Origin of the sequence: Kitasatospora sp. NPDC058162 (genome assembly GCF_042884005.1) — a bacterium.
In the GTDB taxonomy this organism is placed as follows: Bacteria; Actinomycetota; Actinomycetes; order Streptomycetales; family Streptomycetaceae; genus Kitasatospora.
In genome coordinates this window covers 16,912-42,564 of the sequence record NZ_JBHVUS010000007.1, presented here as the reverse complement: position 1 = coordinate 42,564, position 25,653 = coordinate 16,912, and the positions used below count along the sequence as shown (strand labels likewise).

At 72.3% G+C, this 25,653-nt stretch carries 14 protein-coding genes; 10 read left to right on the top strand and 4 right to left on the bottom strand.

Going from position 1 to position 25,653, the window contains the following annotated elements:
• Positions 1-24 precede the first annotated feature (24 nt).
• Together ACFVXG_RS15890 and ACFVXG_RS15885 are read left to right on the top strand one after the other, a co-directional pair.
• The gene (locus ACFVXG_RS15890) at positions 25-654 is read left to right on the top strand and encodes a TetR/AcrR family transcriptional regulator (protein ID WP_387927914.1); all 630 of its coding nucleotides are present in this window, start codon (positions 25-27) and stop codon (positions 652-654) included.
• A 196-nt stretch (positions 655-850) separates the two neighbouring features.
• Positions 851-1,894 (top strand): endonuclease/exonuclease/phosphatase family protein, encoded by a 1,044-nt coding sequence (locus ACFVXG_RS15885; RefSeq protein ID WP_387927912.1) that lies wholly within the window; start codon positions 851-853, stop codon positions 1,892-1,894.
• A gap of 227 nt (positions 1,895-2,121) precedes the next feature.
• Here the strand turns inward: ACFVXG_RS15885 and ACFVXG_RS15880 are convergent, their stop codons facing one another.
• Positions 2,122-3,879, bottom strand: a complete 1,758-nt coding sequence (locus tag ACFVXG_RS15880; protein WP_387927910.1) for an NAD+ synthase — start codon at positions 3,877-3,879, stop codon at positions 2,122-2,124.
• A 185-nt stretch (positions 3,880-4,064) separates the two neighbouring features.
• Here ACFVXG_RS15880 and glnA point away from each other — a divergent pair, with 185 nt between their 5' ends.
• Both glnA and ACFVXG_RS15870 read left to right on the top strand, forming a co-directional pair.
• On the top strand, positions 4,065-5,426 hold the full coding sequence (glnA, locus tag ACFVXG_RS15875) for a type I glutamate--ammonia ligase (protein ID WP_387927908.1): 1,362 nt from the start codon (positions 4,065-4,067) through the stop codon (positions 5,424-5,426).
• A gap of 84 nt (positions 5,427-5,510) precedes the next feature.
• Positions 5,511-8,537, top strand: coding sequence for a bifunctional [glutamine synthetase] adenylyltransferase/[glutamine synthetase]-adenylyl-L-tyrosine phosphorylase (locus tag ACFVXG_RS15870; RefSeq protein ID WP_387927906.1), 3,027 nt, complete (start codon positions 5,511-5,513; stop codon positions 8,535-8,537).
• A 71-nt stretch (positions 8,538-8,608) separates the two neighbouring features.
• Here the strand turns inward: ACFVXG_RS15870 and ACFVXG_RS15865 are convergent, their stop codons facing one another.
• The gene (locus ACFVXG_RS15865; protein WP_387927904.1) at positions 8,609-9,574 is read right to left on the bottom strand and encodes a phosphatase PAP2 family protein; all 966 of its coding nucleotides are present in this window, start codon (positions 9,572-9,574) and stop codon (positions 8,609-8,611) included.
• Positions 9,575-9,890: 316 nt separating this feature from the next.
• On the opposite strand from ACFVXG_RS15865, the gene pulA reads away from it, so the two are divergent.
• From pulA to ACFVXG_RS15850, 3 genes are all read left to right on the top strand, one after another.
• On the top strand, positions 9,891-15,461 hold the full coding sequence (gene pulA / locus ACFVXG_RS15860; RefSeq protein ID WP_387927903.1) for a pullulanase-type alpha-1,6-glucosidase: 5,571 nt from the start codon (positions 9,891-9,893) through the stop codon (positions 15,459-15,461).
• A 656-nt stretch (positions 15,462-16,117) separates the two neighbouring features.
• Positions 16,118-18,448, top strand: a complete 2,331-nt coding sequence (locus ACFVXG_RS15855) for a M4 family metallopeptidase (protein WP_387927902.1) — start codon at positions 16,118-16,120, stop codon at positions 18,446-18,448.
• Positions 18,449-18,721: 273 nt separating this feature from the next.
• On the top strand, positions 18,722-20,467 hold the full coding sequence (locus ACFVXG_RS15850) for a carbohydrate-binding module family 20 domain-containing protein (RefSeq protein WP_387927899.1): 1,746 nt from the start codon (positions 18,722-18,724) through the stop codon (positions 20,465-20,467).
• 118 nt (positions 20,468-20,585) lie between these two features.
• Here ACFVXG_RS15850 and ACFVXG_RS15845 read toward each other — a convergent pair whose 3' ends face one another.
• The gene (locus ACFVXG_RS15845; RefSeq protein WP_387927897.1) at positions 20,586-21,338 is read right to left on the bottom strand and encodes an SDR family oxidoreductase; all 753 of its coding nucleotides are present in this window, start codon (positions 21,336-21,338) and stop codon (positions 20,586-20,588) included.
• Positions 21,339-21,767: 429 nt separating this feature from the next.
• Here ACFVXG_RS15845 and ACFVXG_RS15840 point away from each other — a divergent pair, with 429 nt between their 5' ends.
• A complete protein-coding gene (locus tag ACFVXG_RS15840; protein WP_387927895.1) occupies positions 21,768-22,829 on the top strand; it encodes an alpha/beta hydrolase in 1,062 nt (353 codons plus the stop codon).
• A gap of 182 nt (positions 22,830-23,011) precedes the next feature.
• The gene (locus tag ACFVXG_RS15835) at positions 23,012-23,806 is read left to right on the top strand and encodes a hemerythrin domain-containing protein (protein WP_387927894.1); all 795 of its coding nucleotides are present in this window, start codon (positions 23,012-23,014) and stop codon (positions 23,804-23,806) included.
• 168 nt (positions 23,807-23,974) lie between these two features.
• Here the strand turns inward: ACFVXG_RS15835 and ACFVXG_RS15830 are convergent, their stop codons facing one another.
• Positions 23,975-24,586, bottom strand: a complete 612-nt coding sequence (locus ACFVXG_RS15830; RefSeq protein WP_387927892.1) for a DUF6891 domain-containing protein — start codon at positions 24,584-24,586, stop codon at positions 23,975-23,977.
• Positions 24,587-24,655: 69 nt separating this feature from the next.
• Between ACFVXG_RS15830 and ACFVXG_RS15825 the strand changes: the two genes are divergently transcribed.
• Positions 24,656-25,618: a DUF1152 domain-containing protein gene (locus ACFVXG_RS15825; RefSeq protein WP_387927890.1), complete on the top strand. Its 963-nt coding sequence runs from the start codon at positions 24,656-24,658 to the stop codon at positions 25,616-25,618.
• The last annotated feature ends 35 nt before the right edge of the window (positions 25,619-25,653 follow it).

Genomic DNA, 25,653 nt, shown 5'->3' with positions numbered 1-25,653 from the left:
CCCAGCGAGGGAGAGGCAGCGGGGATGAAGACGGACGCGCCGAGCGCCGACACCGGGCAGGCCTGCGCGGCGGTACGCCGCGGCCGGCCCCGCAGCGAGGCCGCCGAGCAGGCCATCTTCACCGCCGTCGAGGACCTGATGGCCGACGGCAAGGCGCTGTCCGAACTCACCATCGAGGGCATCGCCACCGCCGCCGGCGTCGGCAAGGCGACCATCTACCGGCGCTGGCCCAACAAGGAGGCCCTGCTGGTCGACGTGGTCAGCCGGCTGGAGGAGCCGATCCCGGCCCCCACCGGCCGCGGCGCCCGCGACGACCTGATCGCGATGGTCGACTACATCCGCCGGCGGGGCCTGGCCAAGCGCACCCGCTGGGTGCTCAAGGCGGCGCTCGGGCAGATGCAGGCCCTGCCGGAGCTGCACAACGCGTACCGGGAGCGGGTGATCAGGCCGCGCCGCGAGGTCGGGATCCTCGCGATCCGGCAGGCCGTCGCCGAGGGCCTGATCCGCGACGACCTCGACGTGGAGCTGCTCGGCGACCTGCTGATGGGGCCGATCCTCTACCGCAGCATCCTCTCGGACGACACCGACCTGGAGGACCCGGACCTGTCCCGCAAGCTGGTCGACTGCGTGCTCGAGGGCATCGCGCGCCGCTGAGGTTCACTCCTTCGTGTCCGACGTGGCCTGGCTCACCAAAGCGGGCCACGCCGGAACCCGCTCCCGGGGCCGCGCGTCTGTCCCGGCATAGGCTGAGCCGGGTATCCGATCAAACCGGCACCAGTCCGGCGCCGCGCCCGTACCCCCACGGACCGGACACCGGGCCGGCGACGGCACGAGCGACGGGAGCCACGGCATGGCGCAGGCGGACAGCACCGAACGGACCACGGCCCGTGGCGGTGCGGGCGCGGCGGCCGGCCGTACCGGCGGCTTCCTCGGCCTGCGGCACTGGGGCCGGAACGCCCGCGGCTCCGGCACCTGGCGGCGCGGGCTGCTCATCGCCCTGCTGGCCCTGCTCACCGGCGTGCTGCTGGGCTGCCACGCCCAGGTGCCCAACAGCGTCGGCAACCTCGGCAGCCTGCTGGAGACCTTCCTGCCCTGGGTGGGCCTGGCCGTCCCGGTGCTGCTGGTGCCCGCGCTGCTGCGCCGCTCCGCCACCGCGCTGCTCGCCCTGCTGGTGCCCGCCGTGCTGTGGGTCAACCTGTTCGGCGGGCTGGTGTCCGACAAGAGCGGCGGCCAGGGCGACTGGACGGTGGTCAGCCACAACGTCGAGGCGGGCAACACCGACGTGCCGGGCACCATCCGCGGCCTGGTGGCCTCGGGCGCCCAGATCGTCGCCCTCCAAGAGCTGGCCGGCAACCAGCTGCGGACGTACGAGACCGGGCTCGCCGGGGCGTACCCGTACCACACCGTGGAGGGGACGGTCGGGCTCTGGTCGAAGTACCCGATCGGCGACGTCTCCCCGGTGGACCTGAAGATCGGCTGGACCAGGGCCTTCCGGGCCCACGTCACCACCCCGCAGGGCCCGCTCGCGGTGTACGTCGCCCACCTGCCGTCCGTCCGGCTCAAGGCCGAGGGCGGGTTCACCGTCCACCAGCGGGACGTCAGCGCCCAGGCGCTCGGCGACGCGATCCAGGCCGAGCCGGTGAAGAAGGTCCTGCTGCTCGGCGACCTCAACGGCACCATGAACGACCGCAGCCTGGCACCGGTCACCTCGCAGATGCGCTCGGCCCAGGGCGCGGCCGGGGACGGCTTCGGCTTCAGCTGGCCCGCGGCGTTCCCGATGGCGCGGATCGACCAGATCATGAGCAAGGGCGGGCTCAAGCCGGTGGACTCCCGCACCCTGCCCCGGGACGGCAGCGACCACCTCGCGGTGGCCGCCACCTACCGGTTCCAGTGATCCCTAGGGCGTGTCTGACGATTCCCGCCGGGCGCGCGACGCTCCCCCAGCCTTCGGCCGGGAGGTACCCCCAGGGCACAAGCGCACCTCGCCGCGTTGTCGTCGGTCGCCGATGGCCCCCAGCCTTCGGCCGGGAGGTGCCCCCACCGCATGGACTCCCTCCTCCGCCTTGCGATGCACGCACCCCAACGCCGCGCGCTGATCCGACGCGAATCGTCAGACACGCCCTAGCCGCGGCGCCAGCGGTTGGTGATCGGCAGCCGGCGGTCCCGGCCGAAGTTCTTGACCGAGATCTTCGGGCCCGGCGGGTACTGGCGCCGCTTGTACTCCGCGGTGTCGACCAGCCGGACCACCCGGTCCACCACGGCCGGGTCGAAGCCCGCCGCGACGATCGCGTCCCGGCCCTCGTCGCCCTCGATGTAGCGGTCCAGCACGCTGTCCAGCAGGTCGTAGTCGGGCAGCGAGTCGGCGTCCACCTGGTCCGGCCGCAGCTCGGCGGACGGCGGCTTGCTGATCGTGTTCTCCGGGATCGGCGGCACCTCGCCGCGCCGCCCGGCCTCCTCGTTGCGCCAGCGGGCGAGGCGGAAGACCAGCGACTTGTAGACGTCCTTGATCGGGCCGTAGGCGCCCACCGAGTCGCCGTACAGGGTCGAGTAGCCGACCGCCAGCTCGCTCTTGTTGCCGGGCGCGAGCACGATGTGCCCCTCCTGGTTGGAGATCGCCATCAGCAGGGTGCCGCGCAGCCGGGACTGCAGGTTCTCCTCGGCCAGGCCGGTCAGTTCGACGGCGCCCAGGTAGGCGTCGAACATCGGGGCGATGGAGACGGTCCGGAAGTGCAGCCCGGTGCGGCGGGCCAGCTCGGCCGCGTCGTCCCGGGAGTGCTGGGAGGAGTAGCGGCTGGGCATCGAGACGCAGTGCACGTTCCCGGCGCCGAGCGCGTCCACCGCGATCGCGGCCACCAGCGCCGAGTCGATGCCGCCGGACAGGCCGATCAGCACCGACCGGAAGCCGTTCTTGACCACGTACGCCCGGGTGCCGGAGACCAGCGCGGCCCAGATCTCGGCCTCGTCGGACAGCCGCGGCGCGACGCCGGCGGCGGCGGGCGGGCCGACCGGGACCGGGGCCGGTTCGTCGCCCAGCTCGGTCCGGACCAGGTGCAGCCCGTCGCTCAGCAGCAGACCGTCGGTGTGGTCGCTGCTCGCGGCCGGCAGGTCGAGGTCCAGCAGCACCAGGTGCTCCTCGAACTGCGGTGCGCGGGCCAGGACTTCACCGTCCGCGCCGACCACGATCGAGTCGCCGTCGAAGACCAGCTCGTCCTGGCCGCCGACCATGTTGACGTACGCCAGGGTGCAGCCGGCCTCGGCCGCGCGCCGCTGCACCAGCTCCAGCCGCTGGTCGTCCTTGTTCCGCTCGTACGGGGAGCCGTTGACCACCAGCAGCAGTCCGGCCCCGGCCTCGCGGGCGGCGCTGACCCGGCCGCCGTCCTGCCAGATGTCCTCGCAGATCGCCAGCGCCACGTCCACCCCGTGCAGCCGCAGCACCGGCAGCTGGTCGCCGGGGACGAACCAGCGGAACTCGTCGAAGACGCCGTAGTTGGGCAGGTGGTGCTTGGCGAAGCGGGTGAGCACCTCGCCCCGGTGCAGCACCGCGGCGCAGTTCTGCGGCGAGCCGGCCGGGCGGCCGAAGCGCGGCGAGGCGTGCTCGGAGCGCCCGAGGTAGCCGACCACCACCGGCACCTCGCCCAGCCCGTCGTCGGCCAGCCGGCCCGCCAGCTCCACCAGGGCGCCGCGCGAGGCCTCGACGAAGGAGCCGCGCAGCGCGAGGTCCTCGACCGGGTAGCCGGTCAGGGCCATCTCGGGGAACGCGACCAGCTGGGCGCCGGCCTCCACGGCCTGCTTGGTCCAGCGCACCACCTCATCGCTGTTGCGGGCGAGGTCACCGACCCAGGGGTCGATCTGGCTCAGGGCGAGACGGAGATTGGGCATGCTCGAAGTCTAATCGTCTAACTGACGCAATGTCCCGTGCAGGTGCTCCGAAGGCGAGCGCCAGGGGGGTCGCCCCTGCCGTACCGCGGCGTGATCGGCCATGATGGGGGCAATCGCTCCATCAGGTCGTTCGGGGGCCTTCCGGGCGTAACACGAGCGTAAAGAGCAGAGGTGAGACTGTCCCCATGGGCAAGCAGCAGCAGTTCGTGCTTCGGACGCTCGAAGAGCGTGACATCCGGTTCGTCCGGCTGTGGTTCACCGATGTGCTCGGGTTCCTCAAGTCGGTCGCGGTGGCGCCGGCCGAGTTGGAACAGGCCTTCGAGGAGGGCATCGGGTTCGACGGCTCGGCGATCGAGGGATTCGCCCGGGTGTACGAGTCCGACATGATCGCCAAGCCGGATCCGACCACCTTCCAGATCCTGCCGTGGCGCTCGGAGACCCCGGGCACCGCCCGGATGTTCTGCGACATCCTGATGCCGGACGGCTCACCCTCCTACGCCGACCCCAGGTTCGTGCTCAAGCGCACCCTGGAGAAGGCCTCCGACCTGGGCTTCACCTTCTACACCCACCCCGAGATCGAGTTCTTCCTGCTGAAGAACCTGCCCGGCGACGGCACCGCGCCGATCCCCGCCGACCAGTCCGGCTACTTCGACCACACCCCGCGCGGGGTGGGCCACGACTTCCGCCGCCAGGCGATCACCATGCTGGAGTCGATGGGCATCTCGGTCGAGTTCTCGCACCACGAGGGCGCCCCCGGCCAGCAGGAGATCGACCTGCGCTACGCCGACGCGCTGTCCACCGCCGACAACATCATGACCTTCCGCCTGGTCATGAAGGAGGTCGCGCTGGAGCAGGGCGTGCACGCGAGCTTCATGCCCAAGCCGTTCTCCGAGCACCCCGGCAGCGGCATGCACACCCACGTCTCGCTGTTCGAGGGCGACCGCAACGCCTTCCACGAGTCCGGCGCCGAGTACCAGCTCTCCAAGGTCGGCAGATCGTTCATCGCCGGCCTGCTGAAGCACGCCGCCGAGACGGCCGCCGTCACCAACCAGTGGGTGAACTCCTACAAGCGGATCTGGGGCGGCTCCCAGCGCACCGCCGGCGCCGGCGGCGAGGCCCCCTCGTACATCTGCTGGGGCCACAACAACCGCTCGGCGCTGATCCGGGTGCCGATGTACAAGCCGGGCAAGCAGGGCTCCACCCGGATCGAGGTCCGCTCCCTGGACACCGGCTGCAACCCGTACCTCGCCTACGCCGTCACCCTCGCCGCCGGCCTCAAGGGCATCGAGGAGGGCTACGAGCTCCCGCCCGGCGCCGACGACGACGTGTGGGCGCTGACCGACTCCGAGCGCCGCGCCCTCGGCATCCAGCCGATGCCGCAGAACCTCGGCGAGGCCATCGACCTGATGCAGCGCAGCGAACTGGTCGCCGAGACCCTGGGCGAGCACGTCTTCGACTTCTTCCTGCGCAACAAGCGCCAGGAGTGGGAGGAGTACCGCTCCGAGGTCACCCCGTTCGAGCTGCGGAAGAACCTCCAGGTGCTCTGAGCCCCGACGCGGAGGCTCCTCCGTCCGGCGCAGCGTCGTGTAGGCGCGTAACCTGCCTGCGGGGGCGGACGGACGGAGGGGCCGATGGCGGTGGAGGAGCAGCGGGCCGGGAGCAGGGTCAGCCGGCCCGAGATCAGGCTGGTGCGGCGCGGGTTCACCGATCCCGCGAAGGCGGTCCGGCTGCTGGAGGGCCCCGGCCTGGAGGGCCTGGCCGACGACCCGGTGCTGCTGGACGCGCTCGGCGCCACCGCTGACCCCGACCTCGCGCTGCTGGGCCTGGCCCGGCTGCTGGAGGCCGCCGACCAGGCCGAGCGGCACACCCTGCGCGACACCCTCACCACGTCCAAGCCGCTGCGTGACCGGCTGCTCGGCGTGCTCGGCGTCTCCACCGCGCTCGCCGACCACCTGGCCCGGCACCCGCACGACTGGCACGTGCTGGTCACCTTCGAGCTGCGCGACATGCACCCCGGGCCGGCGGACTTCCGCCGCGCCCTCGCCGAGGGCGTCCGGGGCGGTGACCGCAGCCCGGAGAACGCGCTGCGGGTCGCCTACCGGCGCTGCCTGCTGGCCATCGCCGCCCGCGACCTCACCGGCACCACCGACCTCGCCCAGACCGCCGCCGAACTCGCCGACCTGGCCGGCGCCACCCTGCAGACCGCCCTGGACCTCGCCGCCGAGCAGGACCCGGAGGCCGCCGCGGCCTGTCGGCTCGCCGTGATCGGGATGGGCAAGTGCGGCGGCCGCGAGCTCAACTACGTCTCCGACGTGGACGTCATCTTCGTCGCCGAGCCGCGCGAGGGCGTGGACGAGCAGGCGGCGGTGCGGGCCGCCACCCGGTTGGCCGCCGCGCTCACCCGGCTCTGCTCGGACACCACCGGCGAGGGCACCATCTGGCCGGTGGACGCCAACCTGCGCCCGGAGGGCCGCAACGGCCCGCTGGTGCGCACCCTGGCCAGCCACCTCGCCTACTACCAGCGCTGGGCCAAGACCTGGGAGTTCCAGGCGCTGCTCAAGGCCCGCCCGGTCGCCGGGGACGCCGAGCTGGGCGCCGCGTACGTCGAGGCGCTCGCCCCGATGGTCTGGCAGGCCGCCGCCCGGGAGAACTTCGTCACCGACGTGCAGCAGATGCGCCGCCGGGTGATCGACTCCATCCCGGCCCCCGAGGTCGACCGCCAGCTCAAGCTCGGCCCGGGCGGGCTGCGCGACGTCGAGTTCTCCGTCCAGCTGCTCCAACTGGTGCACGGCCGCACCGACCCGGCGCTGCGCAGCGGCAACACCCTGGAGGCGCTGGCCGCGCTCTCCCGCGGCGGGTACGTCGGCCGGGCGGACGCCGTCTCGCTGGACACCGCCTACCGCTTCCTGCGCTCGCTGGAGCACCGCATCCAGCTGCACCGGCTGCGCCGCACCCACCTGATGCCCACCGCCGAGGAGGACCAGCGCCGCCTCGCCCGCTCGCTCACCGCGCTGATCAACGACGACACCCGCTCCGACCCGGTGGCCGCGCTGCAGCGCGAGTGGAAGCGGCACGCGGTGGAGGTGCGGCGGCTGCACGAGAAGCTGTTCTACCGGCCGCTGCTCGACGCCGTCGCCGAACTGCCCACCGGCGCCGCCGGGTTGACCCCGGACGCGGCCCGGGCCCGGCTGGAGGCACTCGGCTACGCCGACCCGGCCGCCGCCCTGCGGCACATCAGCGCGCTCGCCTCCGGGGTCAGCCGCAAGGCCGCGATCCAGCGCACCCTGCTGCCGGTGCTGCTCGGCTGGTTCGCCGAGTCCGCCGACCCGGACGCCGGGCTGCTCAACTTCCGCCTGGTCTCCGACGCGCTCGGCCGCACCCCCTGGTACCTGCGGCTGCTGCGGGACGAGAGCGCCGCCGCCGAGCAGCTGGCCCGGGTGCTGTCGGCCGGCCGGCTCGCCCCCGACCTGCTGCTGCGCGCCCCCGAGGCGGTGGCCATGCTGGGCGAGCCGCAGGGCCCGGTGCCGCGCGGCCGGGCGGCCCTGCAGTCGGAGATACTGGCCGCCGTCGGCCGGGCCGGGTCCACCGCCGCCGCGGTGGCGGCCGCCCGCTCGGTGCGCCGCCGGGAGCTGTTCCGCACGGCCGCCGCGGACGTGCTCGGCCGGCTCGGGGACGACCCGGCCGAGGCGCTCGACGTCGCCGGGGAGGCGCTCACCGCGCTCAACGCCGCCACCCTCCAGGGCGCGCTGCGCGCCTGCGTGGCGGGCTGGGAGGCCGAGCACGGGGACCTGCCGACCCGGATCGCGGTGATCGCGATGGGCCGCTTCGGCGGCCACGAGCTGGGCTACGGCTCGGACGCGGACGTGCTCTTCGTCCACGAGCCGCTGCTCGGCTCGCTGGAGCAGGAGGCCGCCAAGGCCGCCCAGGCGGTCTGCAACGAGCTGCGCACCCTGCTGGCCGCGCCGTCCACCGAGCCGCCGCTGCTGGTCGACGCCGACCTGAGGCCGGAGGGGCGCAGCGGCCCGCTGGTGCGCACCCTGGCCTCGTACGCGGCGTACTACCGGCGCTGGTCGCACGCCTGGGAGAGCCAGGCGCTGCTGCGGGCCGAGCCGGTGGCCGGGGACGAGGAGCTGGGCACCCGGTTCCGGCAGCTGATCGACCCGCTGCGCTACCCGGGCACCGGGGTGCCGGAGCGGGACCTGGTGGAGATCCGCCGGATCAAGGCGCGGATCGAGGCCGAGCGGCTGCCGCGCGGCGCCGACCCGACCACCCACACCAAGATCGGCCGGGGCGGGCTGGCGGACGTGGAGTGGACGGTGCAGCTGCTCCAGCTGCAGCACGGGCACGAGCTGCCGGGCCTGCGGACCACCCGCACCAGGGCCGCGCTGGCGGCCGCCGTCGCGGGCGGGCTGGTGGAGCCGGCCGACGCGGAGGTGCTGGAGGCGGCGTGGGTGCTGGCCTCCCGGGTGCGCTCCGCGGTGATGCTGGTGCGCGGGCGGCCGGGGGACAGCTTCCCGGGGGAGGCCCGGGAGCTGGCCGGGGTGGCCCGCTACCTCGGGTACGGCGCCGGGCACAGCGGGGAGCTGGTGGACGACTACCGGCGCACCACCCGACGGGCCCGGGCGGTGGTGGACCGGCTGTTCTACGGGGCCGACTGACCGGAGACGCCGACTGACCGGAGACGCGAGAGGGGCCCCCGCCGGGCGGGGGCCCCTCTCGCGTTCACGGACTAGCGGCGGGCGCTGCTGGCCGCCGGTTCGCTCCACTGCTCGGGGACGGTGACCGGCTCCTCGGCCTGCTCCCGGGAGGGTACCTGCGGCAGCTTGTAGACCCACTCGTGGTAGAGCCAGCGGGCGGCCAGGAAGCCCACCGTCAGGCAGATCTCGCCGCCGACGGCGTCCATCCAGAAGTGGTTGGCGGTGGAGATGATGACCACCAGGGTGGCCGCCGGGTACATCAGTCCGAGCACCCGGACCCAGGTCCGGCGGGCCAGGAAGAAGATCGTCAGACCGCACCACATCGACCAGCCGATGTGCATCGAGGGCATCGCCGCGTACAGGTTGGAGACGTGCGCGGCGGGCCCGGAGGCGAAGGAGCCCCAGGTGTGGTGGGCCTGCACGGTGTCGATGAAGCCGCCGTCGGTCATCAGCCGCGGCGGGGCCAGCGGGAAGAAGTAGAAGCCGACCAGGGCGATCCCGGTGGTGACGAACAGCACCGTGCGGGCGGCGACGTAGCGGCCCGGGTGGCTGCGGTAGAGCCAGACCAGCACACCGATGGTGATGATGAAGTGCAGCGTCGCGTAGTAGTAGTTCATCCCGGTGATGAGCCACCCCACGCCGTCCACGGCGTGGTTGATCGAGCGCTCGACCGCGATGCCGAGGTCCTTCTCCAGGTCCCAGATCCAGCGCGCGTGCTTCTGGGCTATCGCTTCCTGCTCCGGGACGGCGTTGCGCACGATCGAGTAGAGCCAGTAGCTGATCCCGATCAGGGCGAGCTCGAACCAGATCCGCGGTCGGGCCGGTGAGCGCCGCTGGTCCCGGATGCGGCCGCGCAGGGCGGCGGTGCGGGACTGGGCGGCACGGGTGGCTCCTTCGGGCAGTCGGGCCGGGCGGGCCTCGGCTGCCTCGGAACCGCCACCGTGGGCCGCGTCGGCGCGCCGGGCGTCGCCTCGCTGGATCTCGGTCGGTTCCCCCATGGACGAGAAGTCTGCCAGACCACTCGTAGCCGTCTGCTCATCCTCTGGAAGTGGATTCTTCACCGGTTGTCCCCCTCCAGGGGTAGGGGGCGGATCCCACCGGGGTAGGGGGTGCGATCTGATCTGGGGGTTACCGGTGGGACGGACATACGTCCCATTGTCACGCGCTCGGCCGTCCGGACGTAACCGGGGTCCTCGGGCGGGCCGGTGGCCTGGATTTTCCCGGCACGAAACGCTTTCTGCATCTTGCTGAAACATATTGCAGGCCGCTAGCTTCCTGGGAAATCGATCGCCCCTTCCCCTAAGGGAGCCCTCAGTGGCCGATACGCCGCTCCGCCCCCGACGGAGCACCGCCCGACGGAGCCCCGGCCGTCGCGGTCCCGCCCGCAGACCCGGCCGCACGGCCGTCCTGCTGGCCGCCGCGCTGACCGCCGCCACCCTCGGCAGCGCCCCCGCGGCCCTCGCCGCCGCCCCGCCTGCCCCGCCCTCGGACGCCGCCCTGGCGGCCACCGCCGGGCGGCACGACCTCACCCGCGAGCAGTTCTACTTCGTCCTGCCCGACCGCTTCGCCAACGGCGACACCGCCAACGACAGCGGCGGCATCACCGGCGGACGGCTGGACAACGGCCTCGACCCGACCGACAAGGGCTTCTACCACGGCGGCGACCTGGCCGGCCTGATCCAGAAGCTCGACTACGTCCAGAACCTCGGCACCACCGCGATCTGGCTCGCCCCCATCTTCAAGAACAAGCCGGTGCAGGGCAGCGGGGCCGACGCGTCGGCCGGCTACCACGGGTACTGGATCACCGACTTCACCCAGGTCGACCCGCACTTCGGCACCAACGAGCAGCTCAAGGAGCTGATAGCCAAGGCGCACGCGCGCGGCATGAAGGTCTTCTTCGACGTCATCACCAACCACACCGCCGACGTCATCGACTACGCCGAGCAGCAGCACGCCTACCGCTCCACCGGCGCCTACCCGACCCTCGACGCGGACGGCAACCCGGTCGACGAGACCGCGACCGCCGACGCGCGGGCCCCCTGGCCGAAGACCACCAAGGACTCCTTCCCCTACACCCCGGTCTTCCGCACCCCGGCCGACGCGACCGCCAAGAGCCCGTCCTGGCTCAACGACCCGGCGCTGTACCACAACCGGGGCGACTCGACCTTCGTCGGCGAGTCCGCCACCGAGGGCGACTTCAACGGCCTGGACGACCTCGACACCCAGAACCCCCGGGTGGTCAAGGGCTTCGAGCAGGTCTACCAGCAGTGGGTCAAGGACGCCGGGGTGGACGGCTTCCGGATCGACACCGTCAAACACGTCGACATGGCCTTCTGGCAGCAGTGGGCGCCCGCACTCAAGGACTTCGCCGCCAAGCAGGGCAACAAGAAGTTCTTCATGTTCGGCGAGGTCTACTCCGGCGACCCGGCCGTCACCTCGCCCTACGTCACCAAGGGCAAGCTCCAGGCCACCCTGGACTTCCCGTTCCAGGGCGCCGCGCGCTCCTACGTCTCCCAGGGCGGCTCGGCGCAGAACCTCGCCGACGTCTACGGCCAGGACTACCGCTACACCAGCGCCGACAGCGACGCCTACGAGCTGCCGACCTTCCTCGGCAACCACGACATGGGCCGCTTCGGCTCCTTCCTGCTCGCCGACAACCCCGGCGCCGACGACGCCACCCTGCTGAAGAAGGACCGGCTCGGCAACGAGCTGCAGTTCCTCACCCGCGGCCAGCCCGTCGTCTACTACGGCGACGAGCAGGGCTTCACCGGCGCGGGCGGCGACAAGGACGCCCGGCAGGACATGTTCGCCTCCAAGACGCCCTCGTACAACAGTGACCGGGTGCTCGGCGGCCCCTCCGGACCGGCCGACCGCTACGGGCAGGGCGGCGAGCTCTACCAGGGCATCGCCGGACTGGCCGCGCTGCGCCGCGACAACCCGGCGCTCGCCGACGGCGCCCAGATCCAGCGCTACGCCGCCGACGGCGTGGGCGTCTACGCCTTCTCCCGGATCGACGCCGGGCAGCAGGTCGAGTACCTGGTGGCGGTCAACAACGCCACCGAGGCGAAGACCGTCACGCTGGACACCTTCTCGGCGGGGATGGGCTTCGACCCGATCTACCCCGCGACCGGACCGCGGCTCACCAGCGGCGCCGACCGCAAGGTGACCGTCACCGTCCCGGCGCTGTCCTCGGTGGTGCTCAAGGCGGGGGCCGAGCTCGCCGCCGTGAACGCCGCACCGCAGCTGTCGGTGCAGCCGCCGGCGGACGGCTCGACCGGGCTCGTGACGATCGGGGCGAAGGCGGACGGCGGCGGCTTCAACCGCGTGACGTTCGCCGCGCAGACCGGCAACGGGCCGTGGCAGACGCTCGGCACCGCCGACACGGGCAAGTCCGGCTCCGACGGCCAAAGACTCTTCGCGGTCACCCAGGACCTGAGCGCCGTCGCCCCCGGCACGGTCGTCCGGTACAAGGCCGTCGTCCAGGACTCCAGCGGCCACCTGCGCTCCGCCACCGCGAGCTTCACCACCGGCACCCCCGCCCCCAAGCCGGTGCCCACCGCCGGCGCCCGCCCGTACGCCGTCGTCCACTACAACCGGCCGGACGGGAACTACGACGGCTGGAACCTCTACGCCTGGGGCGACCTCGCCGACGGCGAGGGCACCAGCTGGCCGGCCGGGCACCCCTTCACCGGGCGGGACGCGTACGGCGCCTTCGCGTACGTGCGGCTCAAGCCCGGCGCCTCCGACCTCGGCTTCATCGTCGAGAAGAACGGCGTCAAGGACGTGGACGCCGACCGCCACCTCGACCTGGGCGCCACCGGCGAAGTGTGGCTGAAGCAGGGCGACCCGACCGTCCGCACCGCGAACCCCGGCCCCACCAGCACCCCGCCCGCCGGCACCGCCGTCATCCACTACAACCGGGCCGACGGCAACTACGACGGCTGGGGCCTGCACGACTGGACCGGCGCCGCCACCCCCACCGACTGGGGCAAGCCGCTGCAGCCGGTGCGCCGCGACGCCTTCGGCGCCGTCTTCGAGGTGCCGCTCGCCCCGGGGGCGACCAGCCTCAGCTACATCCTGCACAACGGCAACGACAAGGACCTGCCCGCCGACCAGTCGCTGGACTTCGCCGTCAACGGCAGGGAGGTGTGGATCCTCGGCGGCCGTGAGGGCTACCTGCTGCCGCAGAACCCGGCCGCCGCCTCGCAGTTGGACCTCGGCAGCGCCAAGGCCCAGTGGATCGACGCGCGGACCGTCGTCGTCCCGGCGAACTACGGCGCCACCGACCAGGCCCTGGCCGGCGGCACCAGCGCCCAGCTGGTCTACGACCCCGAGGGCGGTATCCGCACCGACAAGGGCGTGCTGACCAAGCCCGGGAAGTGGATCCGCCTCACCCCCGTCGCGGGCGGGCTGACCGACGCCCAGAAGGCGAAGTACCCGCACCTGGCGGGCTACCGGGCCTTCACCGTGGACGCCCGGGACACCGCGCGCGTCCCGGCGGCGCTGCGCGGCCAGCTGCTGTTCACCGAACACCTGCCCAGCGGCGCCGTGCTGGCCGGCACCGGGGTCCAGACCCCGGGCGTGCTGGACGACCTGTACGCCCGCCGTACCGGCAAGGTGGACTTCGGCCCGGCCTACTACGACGGCAAGGTCGCGCTCTCGCTCTGGGCGCCGACCGCGCAGCAGGTGTCCGTCCAGGTCTTCGACAGCGCCACCGGGGGCACCCCGAGGACGCTGCCGCTGAAGCTGGACGACGAGACCGGCGTGTGGGAAGTCGTCCGGGACAAGAAGGAGTTGGACGGCAAGTACTACCTGTACCAGGTGAAGGTCTGGGCGCCCTCGGTGCAGCAGCTGGTGGTCAACACCGTCACCGACCCGTACTCGGTGGCGCTCGCCACCGACTCCAAGCGCAGCCTGGTCGCCGACCTGGACGCCAAGGAGCTCAAGCCGCCGGGCTGGGACGACCAGGCCCGCCCGCAGGCCGTCCCGCCCGCGCAGCAGCAGATCCAGGAACTCCACGTCCGGGACTTCTCGGTGGAGGACACCACCGTCCCGGAGGCCGAGCGCGGCACCTACCTGGCGTTCACCGAGTCGGACTCGGCCGGGATGAAGCACCTGCGGGACCTCGCCAAGGCCGGGGTGACCACGGTCCACCTGCTGCCGACCTTCGACATCGCCACCATCCACGAGAACCGGGCGGACCAGAAGCTGCCCGCCTGCGACCTCAAGTCCCTTCCCCCGGACGGCCCGAAGCAGCAGGAGTGCGTGGCGGCCGTCGCCGCCGACGACGCTTACAACTGGGGCTACGACCCGCTGCACTACAACGTGCCGGAGGGCTCGTACGCGACCGACCCGAACGGGACGGCGCGCACGGTGCAGTTCCGGCGGATGGTCCAGGCGATGCACGCGGCCGGGCTGCGGGTGGTGCTGGACGTGGTCTACAACCACACCGCCGCCAGCGGCCAGGCCGACCACTCGGTGCTCGACAAGGTGGTGCCCGGCTACTACCAGCGGCTGGACGCCGACGGCAAGGTGACCACGGACAGCTGCTGCGCCGACACCGCGCCCGAACACGCCATGATGAACCGGCTGGTCGTCGACTCGGTGACGCTGTGGGCCCGGGAGTACCAGGTCGACGGCTTCCGCTTCGACCTGATGGGCCTGGACCCGAAGTCCACCATGCTGGACGTGCAGGCGGCGCTGCGGAGGATGACGCCCGAGTCGGACGGCGTGGACGGCAAGAACGTCTTCCTCTACGGCGAGGGCTGGAACTTCGGCACCGTCGCGAACAACGCCCGGTTCGAGCAGGCCACCCAGGCCAACATGGCCGGCACCGGCATCGCCACCTTCGACGACCGGTTCCGCGACGCCGCCCGCGGCGGCAACTTCATGCTGGGCTCCGCGCCGCAGCAGGGCTTCGCCTCGGGCCTGTACACCGATCCCAACGGCTCGGCCGCGAACGGCGGTCCGCAGGAGCAGAAGGCCCGGCTGCTGCACCAGATGGACCAGCTGAAGGTCGGGCTCACCGGCAACCTGGCCGGCTACTCCTTCACCGACAGCTCGGGGAAGGCCGTCACCGGCGCCCAGGTCGACTACAACGGCTCCCCGACCGGGTACGCGGCGAAGCCGGGCGAGGCGGTGGAGTACGTGGACGCCCACGACAACACCGACCTGTTCGACGCGCTCGCGTACAAGCTGCCGACCACCACCGCGCCCGCCGACCGGGCCCGGATGCAGGCGCTCGGGCTGTCGCTGACCGCGCTCACCCAGGGTGCGGGCTTCGCCCAGGCCGGCAGCGACCTGCTGCGCTCCAAGTCGCTGGACTCCAACTCCTACGACTCGGGCGACTGGTTCAACGCGATCCACTGGCCCAATCCATTGACGGGGGCCTCGCAGGGCAACGGCTGGGGCCGCGGCCTGCCGCCGGCCAAGGACAACCAGGAGCTCTGGCCGACCGCCGGGCCGCTGCTGGCGAACCCGCGGCTGACGGTGGGGGCGGCCGACATCCGGGCGACCAGTGCGCAGTACCAGGAGTTCCTGCGGATCAAGCAGTCCTCGCCGCTGTTCTCGCTGCCGACCCTGGCCGAGGTCCAGCAGCGGCTGTCGTACCCGCTCTCCGGCACGCCCGGTGAGACGCCCGGGGTGATCACCCTGCACCTGGACGGCACCGGGCTGGCCGGGGCGGCGAAGGGCTTCACGGTGGTCTTCAACGCCACGCCCACCGCGCAGGCGCAGACCGTGGCCGCGCTGCAGGGGACGAGCCAGGCGCTGCACCCCGTCCAGGCGGGCGGGGTGGACCGGGTGGTGCAGCAGTCCGGCTTCGACCCCGCGACCGGGACGTTCACCGTGCCGGGTCGCACCGTGGCGGTGTTCGTGCAGGGTTGATCCCGTCGGACCCGACTCCCGGGCCCCGCACCGCCGTTCGGGCGGGGCGGGGCCCGGTTCCGTTCCGGCCGGGGAATGGCCGGAAACCGGCGGTGGCACGGCCGGAACTGTGACGTGCCGCCCGGAGGCGGCGCTGCCGGGCGCCCGCCGGGGCGGGGGGCGGCCCTGACCGCTGGTCAGTCACCTCCGGTGGTGATCGAACTTTGCCGGGGGCATGAAAACCGTGTTCAAGACCTGGTCATGCCGTAACACAACTGACTAAGCGTTGTGCATACGGTTTCGGTAAATAATCGGCCAATCGGTGGCATGCATCTGTCATTAACGGCGCGTTTGCTGCCACGATTCCTCCGGCTGCAGACGAGGGGGCCCCACCCCCCGGTGCAGCTGCCCCAGTTCAGGTGCAGCGCGTCCCGACCTGCGAACGAAACCCCTGCACGACGTGCGAGCACGGCAGAGCACGGCAGAGCACCGCAATGCACCGCAATGCACCGCAGAGCACCGCACCGCAGAGCACGGCAGAGCACCGCAACGCACGGCAACCGCACCCCCGTTGCACCCGACGGGGGCCCCCACTGCGCCGCAACCGCGGCCCAGGTTCTGTCCACCGCGCACGCCGGGTCGATCCACTCGGCGCGCCGGTCGGAAAAGGAGTCCGCATGTCACGTCACGCCCACGTCCGGAAGGCGGCGGTCGTCATGGCCGCCACCACGGCGCTGCTGGTCACCGGCATACCGGTGATCGCGCAGGCGGCCCCGGACGCGCCGACCGCCGTCGCCACCCAGCAGGCCAGCCGGGCCGCGCTGATCGCCTCGGCGAACCAGCAGACCACCTCCCTGGCCCAGGCGCTCGGCCTGGACGGCAAGGAGCAGCTGGTCACCAAGGACGTCGTCCAGGACGCCAACGGCGGTCGTCACCTGCGGTACGAGCGCACCTACGCCGGACTCCCCGTCCTCGGCGGCGACCTGATCGTCCACCAGGACGCCGCCGGCGCCACCAAGAGCGTGACCAAGGCCAGCGAGGCCAACCTCGCCGGCGTCGACACCGCCCCCGCCGTGGCCGCGCCGAAGGCCCAGGAGGCCGCGCTCGCCACCGAGCAGGGCACCGCCGAGGGCGCGCCCCGGCTGGTCGTCTGGGCCGCCGACGGCACCCCGAAGCTCGCCTGGGAGACCGTGGTCAACGGCCGCGAGTCCGACGGCACCCCGAGCAAGCTGCACGTCGTCACCGACGCCAAGACCGGTGCCGTGCTCAGCAAGGCCGACGGCATCAAGCGCGGCACCGGCACCGGCGTCTTCGTCGGCACCGTCCCGCTGACCACCACCCAGAGCGGCTCCACCTACTCGCTCAAGGACGCCACCCGCGGCGGCCAGTACACCACCGACATGGCCAACGGCACGTCCGGCAACGGCACGCTGTTCTCCAAGTCCTCCGACACCTGGGGCAACGGCCAGGCCAGCAACCGCGAGTCGGCCGCCGTCGACGCCCAGTACGGCGCCGCCGCCACCTGGGACTTCTACAAGAACACCTTCGGCCGCAGCGGCATCAAGAACGACGGCGTCGGCGCGATGAGCCGGGTCCACTACGACACCGGCTACACCAACGCGTTCTGGGACGACGGCTGCTTCTGCATGACCTACGGCGACGGCTCGGGCGACACCCACCCGCTCACCGAGATCGACGTCTCCGGCCACGAGATGAGCCACGGCGTCACCTCGGCCACCGCCAACCTGAACTACTCGGGTGAGTCCGGCGGCCTCAACGAGGCGACCTCCGACATCATGGGCACCGGCGTCGAGTTCTACGCCAACCTGCCCTCCAACCCGCCGAACTACTGGATCGGCGAGCTGATCAACCTCAACGGCAACGGCACGCCGCTGCGCTACATGGACAAGCCCTCCAAGGACGGCACCTCGGCCGACTCCTGGTACTCGGGCGTCGGCAACCTGGACGTGCACTACTCGTCCGGCGTGGCCAACCACTTCTTCTACCTGCTGTCCGAGGGCAGCGGCGCGAAGACCATCAACGGCTTCAACTACAACAGCCCGACGGTCAACAACATCACCGTCTCCGGCATCGGCCGCGACAAGGCGCTGCAGGTCTGGTACAAGGCGCTGACCGCCTACATGACCTCCACCACCGACTACGCCGCCGCCCGCACCGCGACCCTGAACGCGGCCACCGACCTGTACGGCGCCAACAGCGCCGAGTACAACGCGGTCGCCACCGCCTGGGCCGCCGTGAACGTCGGCTCGCTGCCCAACCCGGGCGGCGTCAGCGTCACCAGCCCGGGCAACCAGTCCACCGCGGTGGGCGGCTCGGTCAACCTGCAGATCAAGGCCTCGGGCGGGACGGCCCCGCTGTCCTACTCGGCCACCGGGCTGCCGGCGGGCCTGGCCATCAACGCCTCCACCGGTGTGATCACCGGTTCCCCGACCGCCGCGGGCAGCTCCAACGTGACGGTCACGGTGAAGGACTCGGCCGGCAAGTCCGGCACCACCAGCTTCACCTGGACGGTCACCGGCGGTGGCGGCGGCTCCTGCACCCCGGCCCAGCTGCTGGGCAACCAGGGCTTCGAGACCGGCACGGCGGCGCCGTGGACGGCTTCGAGCGGTGTGATCGACAACGGTTCCTCCGAGCCGGCCCACAGCGGCAGCTGGAAGGCCTACCTGGACGGCTACGGCAGCACCCACACCGACACGCTGTCCCAGACGGTCAGCATCCCGGCGGGCTGCAAGGCGACGCTGAGCTTCTGGCTGCACATCGACACCGCCGAGACCGGCACCACGGCGTACGACAAGCTGACCGTGGCGGTGAACGGCACCACGCTGAAGACCTACTCCAACGTGGACGCCGCGGCCGGCTACCAGCAGCGCACCTTCGACCTCTCCGCCTACGCGGGCCAGACGGTCACCCTGAAGTTCACCGGCACCGAGGACTCCTCGCTGCAGACCAGCTTCGTGATCGACGACACCTCCATCCAGACCGGCTGAGGTCGCACCGGCTCCTGACGGACCGGTGAACCAGGACAGGTGAGGGGCCCGGCGGCTACGGCTGCCGGGCCCCTTGTCGTGCTCGGGTTCGGGCCCCGGTTCGTGCTCCGGTTCGTGCCCCGGTTCGTGTCGATGCAGAAACGAATCTCCTGGGACCTTGACGGCCTGTTCCGGTCGCCCTAGGTTCAGCGCTGCAAGTTTCCGGCAAGTTACAGAAGCTTCTTGCAGGCTTCACCCCGGCTGCCCCCACCCCAGCCACCCCCAGGAGACAACGTGGTCACCACCCCCACCGGCCGGCCCACCCGCCGGCCCGCCCGCACGGCCGGAGCGCTCGCCGCCTCGGCGGCGCTCGCCCTCTCGCTCGGCACCGCCGTCGGCACCCCCGCCGCCCAGGCCGCCCCGCCCGCGAACAACGGCAAGGACGTCACCGCCACCCTCTTCGAGTGGCGCTTCGACTCGGTCGCCCAGGCCTGCACCACGACCCTCGGCCCGAAGGGCTACGGCTTCGTCGAGGTCTCGCCGCCGCAGGAGCACATCCAGGGTTCGCAGTGGTGGACCTCGTACCAGCCGGTCAGCTACAAGATCGCCGGGCGGCTCGGCGACCGCACGTCCTTCAAGAACATGGTCGACACCTGCCACGCGGCCGGGGTCAAGGTGATCGCCGACGCGGTCGTCAACCACATGACGGCCGGCTCCGGCACCGGCACCGGCGGCACCGCGTACACCAAGTACAACTACCCCGGCACCTACCAGGACCAGGACTTCCACACCTGCCGCCAGCCGATCTCCAACTACCAGGACCGCACCAACGTGCAGGACTGCGAGCTGGTCAACCTGGCCGACCTGGACACCGGCAGCGCCTACGTCCAGACCACCATCGCCCACTACCTGGACGACCTCGGCTCGCTCGGCGTCGACGGCTACCGGATCGACGCCGCCAAGCACATCGCCGCCACCGAACTCGCCGCGATCAAGGCCCGGATGGCCAACCCCAACGCCTACTGGGTGCAGGAGGTCATCTACGGCGCGGGCGAGCCCATCCAGCCCTCCGAGTACACCGGCAACGGCGACGTCGACGAGTTCCGGGTCGGCACCGACCTCAAGCGCGTCTTCACCAGCGACAAGCTCGCCAACCTCAGCAACTGGGGCGCCTCCTGGGGCTACCTGCCGAGCAACCAGGCGCGCAGCTTCGTCGACAACTGGGACACCGAGCGCAACGGCTCCACCCTCAACTACACCTACGGCAACACCTACACCCTGGCCAACGTCTTCTTGCTGGCCTCGACCTACGGCTCGCCCAACGTCTACTCGGGCTACGGCTTCACCAACAACGACGACGGCCCGCCCAACGGCGGCACCGTCAACGCCTGCTACCAGGACGGCTGGAACTGCACCCACGCCTGGCGGCAGATCGCCAACATGGTCGGCTTCCGCAACGCCGTCGCGGGCACCGGGGTGACCGACTGGTGGTCCAACGGCAACAACGCGATCGCCTTCGGCCGCGGCAACCGGGGCTACGTCGCGATCAACCACGAGAGCGGCGCGATCACCCAGACCTTCCAGACCGGGCTCCCGGCCGGGACGTACTGCGACGTCCAGCACGGCGACCCGCAGCCCGGCGGCGGCTGCACCGGCCCGACGTACCAGGTCGGCGCCAACGGGCAGTTCACCGCGACGGTCGGCGCGGGCGACGCGGTCGCGCTGTACGTCCAGCCCGGCACGGCCGCCTCCGGCGCCTCCTTCAACGTCAACGCGACCACCGCGTACGGGCAGAACCTCTACGTGGCCGGCGACGCCGCGGCGCTCGGCGGCTGGGACCCGGCCAAGGCGCTGCCGCTCTCCTCGGCCGGGTACCCGGTCTGGTCGCTCGCGCTCTCGCTGCCGGCCGGCACGTCCTTCCAGTACAAGTACCTGCGCAAGGACGCGAGCGGGGCGGTGACCTGGGAGTCCGGCGCCAACCGGACGGCGACCGCGCCGGGCTCGGGGAACGTCACGCTGAACGACACCTGGCGCCCGTAGCGCCCTGCTCATCGGCCCCCGGGGACCCCGTCAGCCCACGGCTGACGGGGGTCCCTCGGTGAGCGGCCGTGCCGCTTCGAACCTCCCGGGAGGGGGTGGCGCCATCGGGGGATTCGGGCTAGCCGCGCCCGACGTACGGCATGGCCGTCGCCATCACCGTGGCGAACTGCACATTGGCCTCCAGCGGCAGCGCGGCCATGTGCCGGACGGTGCGGGCCACGTCCGCCACGTCCATGGTCGGCTCCGGCGCGATCCGGCCGTCCGCCTGCCGCACCCCCGTGCCCATCGCGGCCGTCATGTCGGTGGCCGCGTTGCCGATGTCGATCTGGCCGCAGGCGATCCGGTACGGGCGGCCGTCCAGGGAGAGCGACTTGGTCAGGCCGGTGACCGCGTGCTTCGTCGCGGTGTAGGCGATCGACTGCGGGCGCGGGACGTGCGCGGAGATCGAGCCGTTGTTGATGATCCGGCCGCCCTGCGGGGACTGGGCCTTCATCTGCCGGAAGGCGGCCCGGGCGCAGAGGAAGGCACCGGTCAGATTGAGGTCGACCACGGCCCGCCAGTCCTCGACCGACAGTTCCTCGACCGGGACGGCCGGGCCGAAGGTCCCGGCGTTGTTGAACAGCAGGTCCACCCGGCCGTGCCGCTCGACGGCCGTCGCGAACAGCGCGTCCACCGCGACCGGGTCGGTGACGTCGGTCGGCGCCACCGTGGCGGGCAGCACACCCGCCGGGAAGGCGTCGGCCGTCCCGCGCAGCTGCTCGGCCCGGCGGCCGGCCAGCACCAGCCGCCAGCCGGCCGCGGCCAGCTCCACCGCGACGGCCCGGCCGACGCCGCTCCCGGCTCCGGTGACGACGGCGATCTGTTCGAGCATGACGCTCTCCTCGGTGGCTCGGTGGCTCGGTACCGGTACGGTCACACTCTGCCCGGGCGCCGCCGGGGAGCGTGCTGAGGCGATCGTTCCGGACGCGCGGGCCGCCGTCACTGGGCAAAGCGCCCAAAATCCGGACGGCCGGGCGGCCCGGCGACTGTGCCCCCCGCCGTACGGCCCCCGTCGTCCGGCGGGCGTGGTGAAGGCCTTTACCTGATCGCGAACAAACATTGGATTTCCGGTGGCCACCTCGCAACCGGCCGACCCCGGGCCACGTCATAAGATCGCAGGAAGGCGCGCCTCCGCGAAGGACGGCGCACCATCGCTCCGGGGACCGCACAGCGCCCGCGACCCCGGGCCTGTCCGGCCCCACCGGGGGGCCGCCGCCCGGTCAGACGGACCGGGCGCGACATCGGTCGGAGAGTCCTCACCGTGCTTAGGCAGTCGTCCCGTTCCCGTGCCGTCCTGACCGGCGCCGCCGTGCTCACCCTGGCCGCCTCGCTCGCGGCCTGCGGAGGGTCCGACGGCGGGAAGGGCAACAGCTCCTCGGCCGACGGCACCCCGGCTGCGACCGGCGGCCCGGGCAGCCCGAGCGCCACGGGCAGCGCCGTCCCCGGGACGCCCACCGCCGAGCAGCCCACCCCGGCCAACGGCAAGGTGCTGATGCCCACCGGCCCGGCCGCCAGCCTCAACAAGGTCCGGGACACCGGCGCCGGCCCGATCATGATGACCAAGGTGACCGGCGCGAAGTCCGGCGTCACCGGCCAGGTCTGGGTCTGGCTGCCGCCCGAGTACAACGACCCCAAGTACGCCAAGACCGGCTTCCCGGTGCTGACCCTCTACGCGGGCGGCCAGAGCAACGGCTACAACACCTGGACCGACAACCAGCTGCCGATCCAGGAGGTGGACGAGCAGCTGGTCAAGCAGGGCAAGGCCCACCCGTTCATCATGATCATGCCGGTGCAGAACTTCAACAGCGACGAGAAGAACGCGCTGGACTGCTCCGACATCCCGGGCCAGCCGAAGATGGGCACCTGGATGGCCGAGGACATCCCGGCCTGGGTCCGCGCCAACTTCCGCACCCTCCAGGGCCGCGACAGCTGGGGCGTGATGGGCGCCTCCACCGGCGGCTTCTGCAGCGCCAAGATGGCCCTGCAGTACCCGGACGTCTACAAGGCCGCCGTGCCGATCGACGGCTACTTCATCCCCGACTCCGGGCTGTGGAAGGGCCACGACGCCGAGAAGGCGGCCAACAACCCCAACCTGCTCATCACCCAGGGCAAGGCCGACGTGAAGATGTACGTCACCGCCGGCGGGGCCAACGGCTACGAGAAGGACCTGGTCAAGAGCTGGGTGGCCAAGGCCGTCGCCCCGGTGACCATCCAGTACTACGAGCAGCCCGGCGGCAAGCACCTGACCTCGGACTTCAAGAAGATGATCCCGGACACCCTGCAGTGGCTCAGCGCCAACCTGGCGGGACCGGCCTCGGACTGATCCGGGCCCTCGGGGAGGGGTGGCCGCAGCAGCCGCCCCCGCCCCGGCCCCACCCCCGCGCAGGCCCGTGACCTGCGCGTCAATCGGACATTGATTCGCTTCTGATCGACTGCGAGCACCTTGGATGGGGCGGTCCTCACCGGCCGCCCCGTCCGCCCTCACCCAGTCGTGAAGAGAGTGCCATGCCGATCCACCTGCTGCCCCCGCCCGCCGTCTCCGTCCCCGCCCAGGCGGAGCCCGGAGTCGACCCCCGGGGTGCGGACGCGTACGGGCCGGCCACGGACGAGGAGCCGGTCACCGTCCGGTTCGCCGGACTGCGGCTGGTGCACGCCGCGCTCCGCCGGGACCTCGCGCGGCTGCCCAACGCGCTGCGCCTGCTCCAGCCCGACGAGGAGGACAAGGGCGAGGCGATCCTGCGCCACTGGACCTTCATGACCGCGATGCTGACCTGCCACCACGAGCAGCAGGACACCCGGATCTGGCCGATCGTGCGGCGCTTCGCACCCGAGCTGCGCCTGCTGCTCAACTGGCTGGAGGCCGACCACCACAACCTGGACCACTCGTTCACCCGGGTCACCACGCTGGTCCGGATCGCCAGCCGGGACACCGGCAGCGCCTGGCCGGTCGCCTACGCCATGGAGGACCTGGCCGCCCGGCTGGAGACCCACCTGCGGATCGAGGAGCGCCAGCTGCTGCCCCGGATGGAGCGGGTGGTCGCCGACAACTCCCGGCTCGGCGGCCTCGCCGAACTGCTCGACCTGCTGCGCGGGGCGGACGGCCCGGGCACGGCGGACGCGCTGGCCTGGCTGCTGGACGGGGTCGACCCGGTGCTGGTCGAGCGGCTGCTGGCCGAGTGCGACGACGACGTGGCCCGCAACTGGCCGCACTGGCAGGCGACCTACCAGCGCTGCACCGCGCCGCTCTGGGGCCCGGTGGCCGGCGCGGCCGGCGGCGAGCTGGGGAGCCTGGTCGACTGAGCGCCGGGCCCTTTCGCGGGCCGTCGATCTACGCGCGTGGCACGTGCTCCTGACATATGCCGGGCACGAGACCGGGCAGGGCAGGACCGGGCAGGACCGGGCAGGGCGGGACCGGAAGATCAGGCCGGACGGCCAGGGCGGCCATCCGGCCCGGGGCCCGTACCGGCCCTACTCCGGCAGGCGGTTGAGCCACTCCAGCGGAGCGACCCGGATCGCCGTGTGCGGCGACCCGTCCCACTCCACCGGGAGGCCGACCGACTCCACCGCGGCCACCACGGCCCGGCCGATCTCCACCGTCCGCCGCTCCGCCGCCTCGTTCGCCTCGTCCGACTCCTCCGGCTCCTCCCCGGTGCGGAAGCCGCCGTAGCGCAGCATCAGCCCGCGCCCGGCCGCGGCCGCCTCGGTGTCCTGCTGGTGGAAGAAGACGAAGCCCCGGGAGTCCTCGTCCGCCTCGCCGCCGATCTCCGCGTAGCCGCAGCCGGCGCAGCAGGTGAAGTCCATTGCCGCGACGATGCCCTGATCCTCCAGCAGGTCGAAGGCGTCCCCCAGCCGGTCCACGTCCGTGAACTCCGGCCAATGGGCCTGCTCGGCCAGCCGTTCCTCCCACAGCGGAGCGACGATCCGCTCCGCCTCCTCCTGCGTCAGCCCCTGGTCGTCGAGGACCTCGACCAGGGACTCGGCTATCTCGTCCGGCTCCTGGAAGCCGCACCGGATCAACTCGCGTGCCCGCTCCTGGGCTTCGAGCAGCACGTCGTGGGTGAGCGCCGTGTCCTGGGTCATGCCCGCATCCTCGCACCCGCCACTGACAATCCCGTCCCGCGGTCCCCACCGGTGCGCTACCGTCCGGCGATGACTTCTCTGCTGCAACCCCCGTTGATCACCCGTCTGCTGGCCGCCGAGCGGATCCTGATCGCCGGGGCCGGCGGCGGCTTCGACGTCTACGCCGGACTGCCGATCGCCCTCGCCCTGCGGGCCGCCGGCAAGGAGGTGCACCTGGCCAACCTCTCCTTCACCCACCTCTACGGCCTGCCGGGCGAGGTCTGGCACGAGCCCGACGTGGCCAGGATCGGGCCGGACACCCCCGCCCCCGAGGGCTACTTCCCGGAGCGCACGCTGGCCCGCTGGCTGCGGCTGCACGGGATGCCCGACACCGTGTGGGCCTTCCCGACGGTCGGCGTCCGGCTGCTGCGCGAGGCCTACCGCAGACTCGTCGCCCACCTGGGCGTGGACGCGATCCTGCTGGTGGACGGCGGCACCGACATCCTGATGCGCGGCGACGAGACCGGACTCGGCACCCCCGAGGAGGACATGGCGAGCCTCGGCGCGGTGGCGGGCCTGTCGGAGGTGCCGGAACGGCTGGTCGCCTGCCTGGGCTTCGGCATCGACGCCCACCACGGCGTCAACCACGCCCTGGTGCTGGAGAACCTCGCCGCGATCGACCGGGCCGGCGGCTACCTCGGCGCCTTCTCCATCCCGCGCGGCAGCCGGGAGGGGGCGCTGTACCTGGACGCCGTCGAGCACGCCCGGGCGGCGTTCCCGAAGCACCCCAGCATCGTCAACGGCTCGGTGGCGGCGGCGCTGCGCGGCGAGTTCGGCGACGTCCAGTTCACCGAGCGGACCAAGGGCGCGGAGCTCTTCGTCAATCCGCTGATGACGCTCTACTTCGGTGTCACGGTCGAGGCGCTGGCCGCCGAGAACCGCTACCTGGACCGGTTGGAGGACACCGTGGTGACCCGCCAGATCGCCACCCTCATCGAGGAGTTCCGGGACGAACTGCCCAGCCGGCGACCGCCCCGGCCGTTCCCGCACTGACCGGGGGAGCGGGGGAGCGGGGGAGCGGGGGAGTG

Coding starts and splice junctions, on each gene's coding strand:
- ACFVXG_RS15890 (WP_387927914.1), top strand. CDS start 25: ATGAAGACGGACGCGCCGAGCGCCGACACCGGGCAGGCCTGCGCGGCG.
- ACFVXG_RS15885 (WP_387927912.1), top strand. CDS start 851: ATGGCGCAGGCGGACAGCACCGAACGGACCACGGCCCGTGGCGGTGCG.
- ACFVXG_RS15880 (WP_387927910.1), bottom strand. CDS start 3,879: ATGCCCAATCTCCGTCTCGCCCTGAGCCAGATCGACCCCTGGGTCGGT.
- glnA (WP_387927908.1), top strand. CDS start 4,065: ATGGGCAAGCAGCAGCAGTTCGTGCTTCGGACGCTCGAAGAGCGTGAC.
- ACFVXG_RS15870 (WP_387927906.1), top strand. CDS start 5,511: ATGGCGGTGGAGGAGCAGCGGGCCGGGAGCAGGGTCAGCCGGCCCGAG.
- ACFVXG_RS15865 (WP_387927904.1), bottom strand. CDS start 9,574: ATGGGGGAACCGACCGAGATCCAGCGAGGCGACGCCCGGCGCGCCGAC.
- ACFVXG_RS15855 (WP_387927902.1), top strand. CDS start 16,118: ATGTCACGTCACGCCCACGTCCGGAAGGCGGCGGTCGTCATGGCCGCC.
- ACFVXG_RS15845 (WP_387927897.1), bottom strand. CDS start 21,338: ATGCTCGAACAGATCGCCGTCGTCACCGGAGCCGGGAGCGGCGTCGGC.
- ACFVXG_RS15835 (WP_387927894.1), top strand. CDS start 23,012: ATGCCGATCCACCTGCTGCCCCCGCCCGCCGTCTCCGTCCCCGCCCAG.
- ACFVXG_RS15830 (WP_387927892.1), bottom strand. CDS start 24,586: ATGACCCAGGACACGGCGCTCACCCACGACGTGCTGCTCGAAGCCCAG.
- ACFVXG_RS15825 (WP_387927890.1), top strand. CDS start 24,656: ATGACTTCTCTGCTGCAACCCCCGTTGATCACCCGTCTGCTGGCCGCC.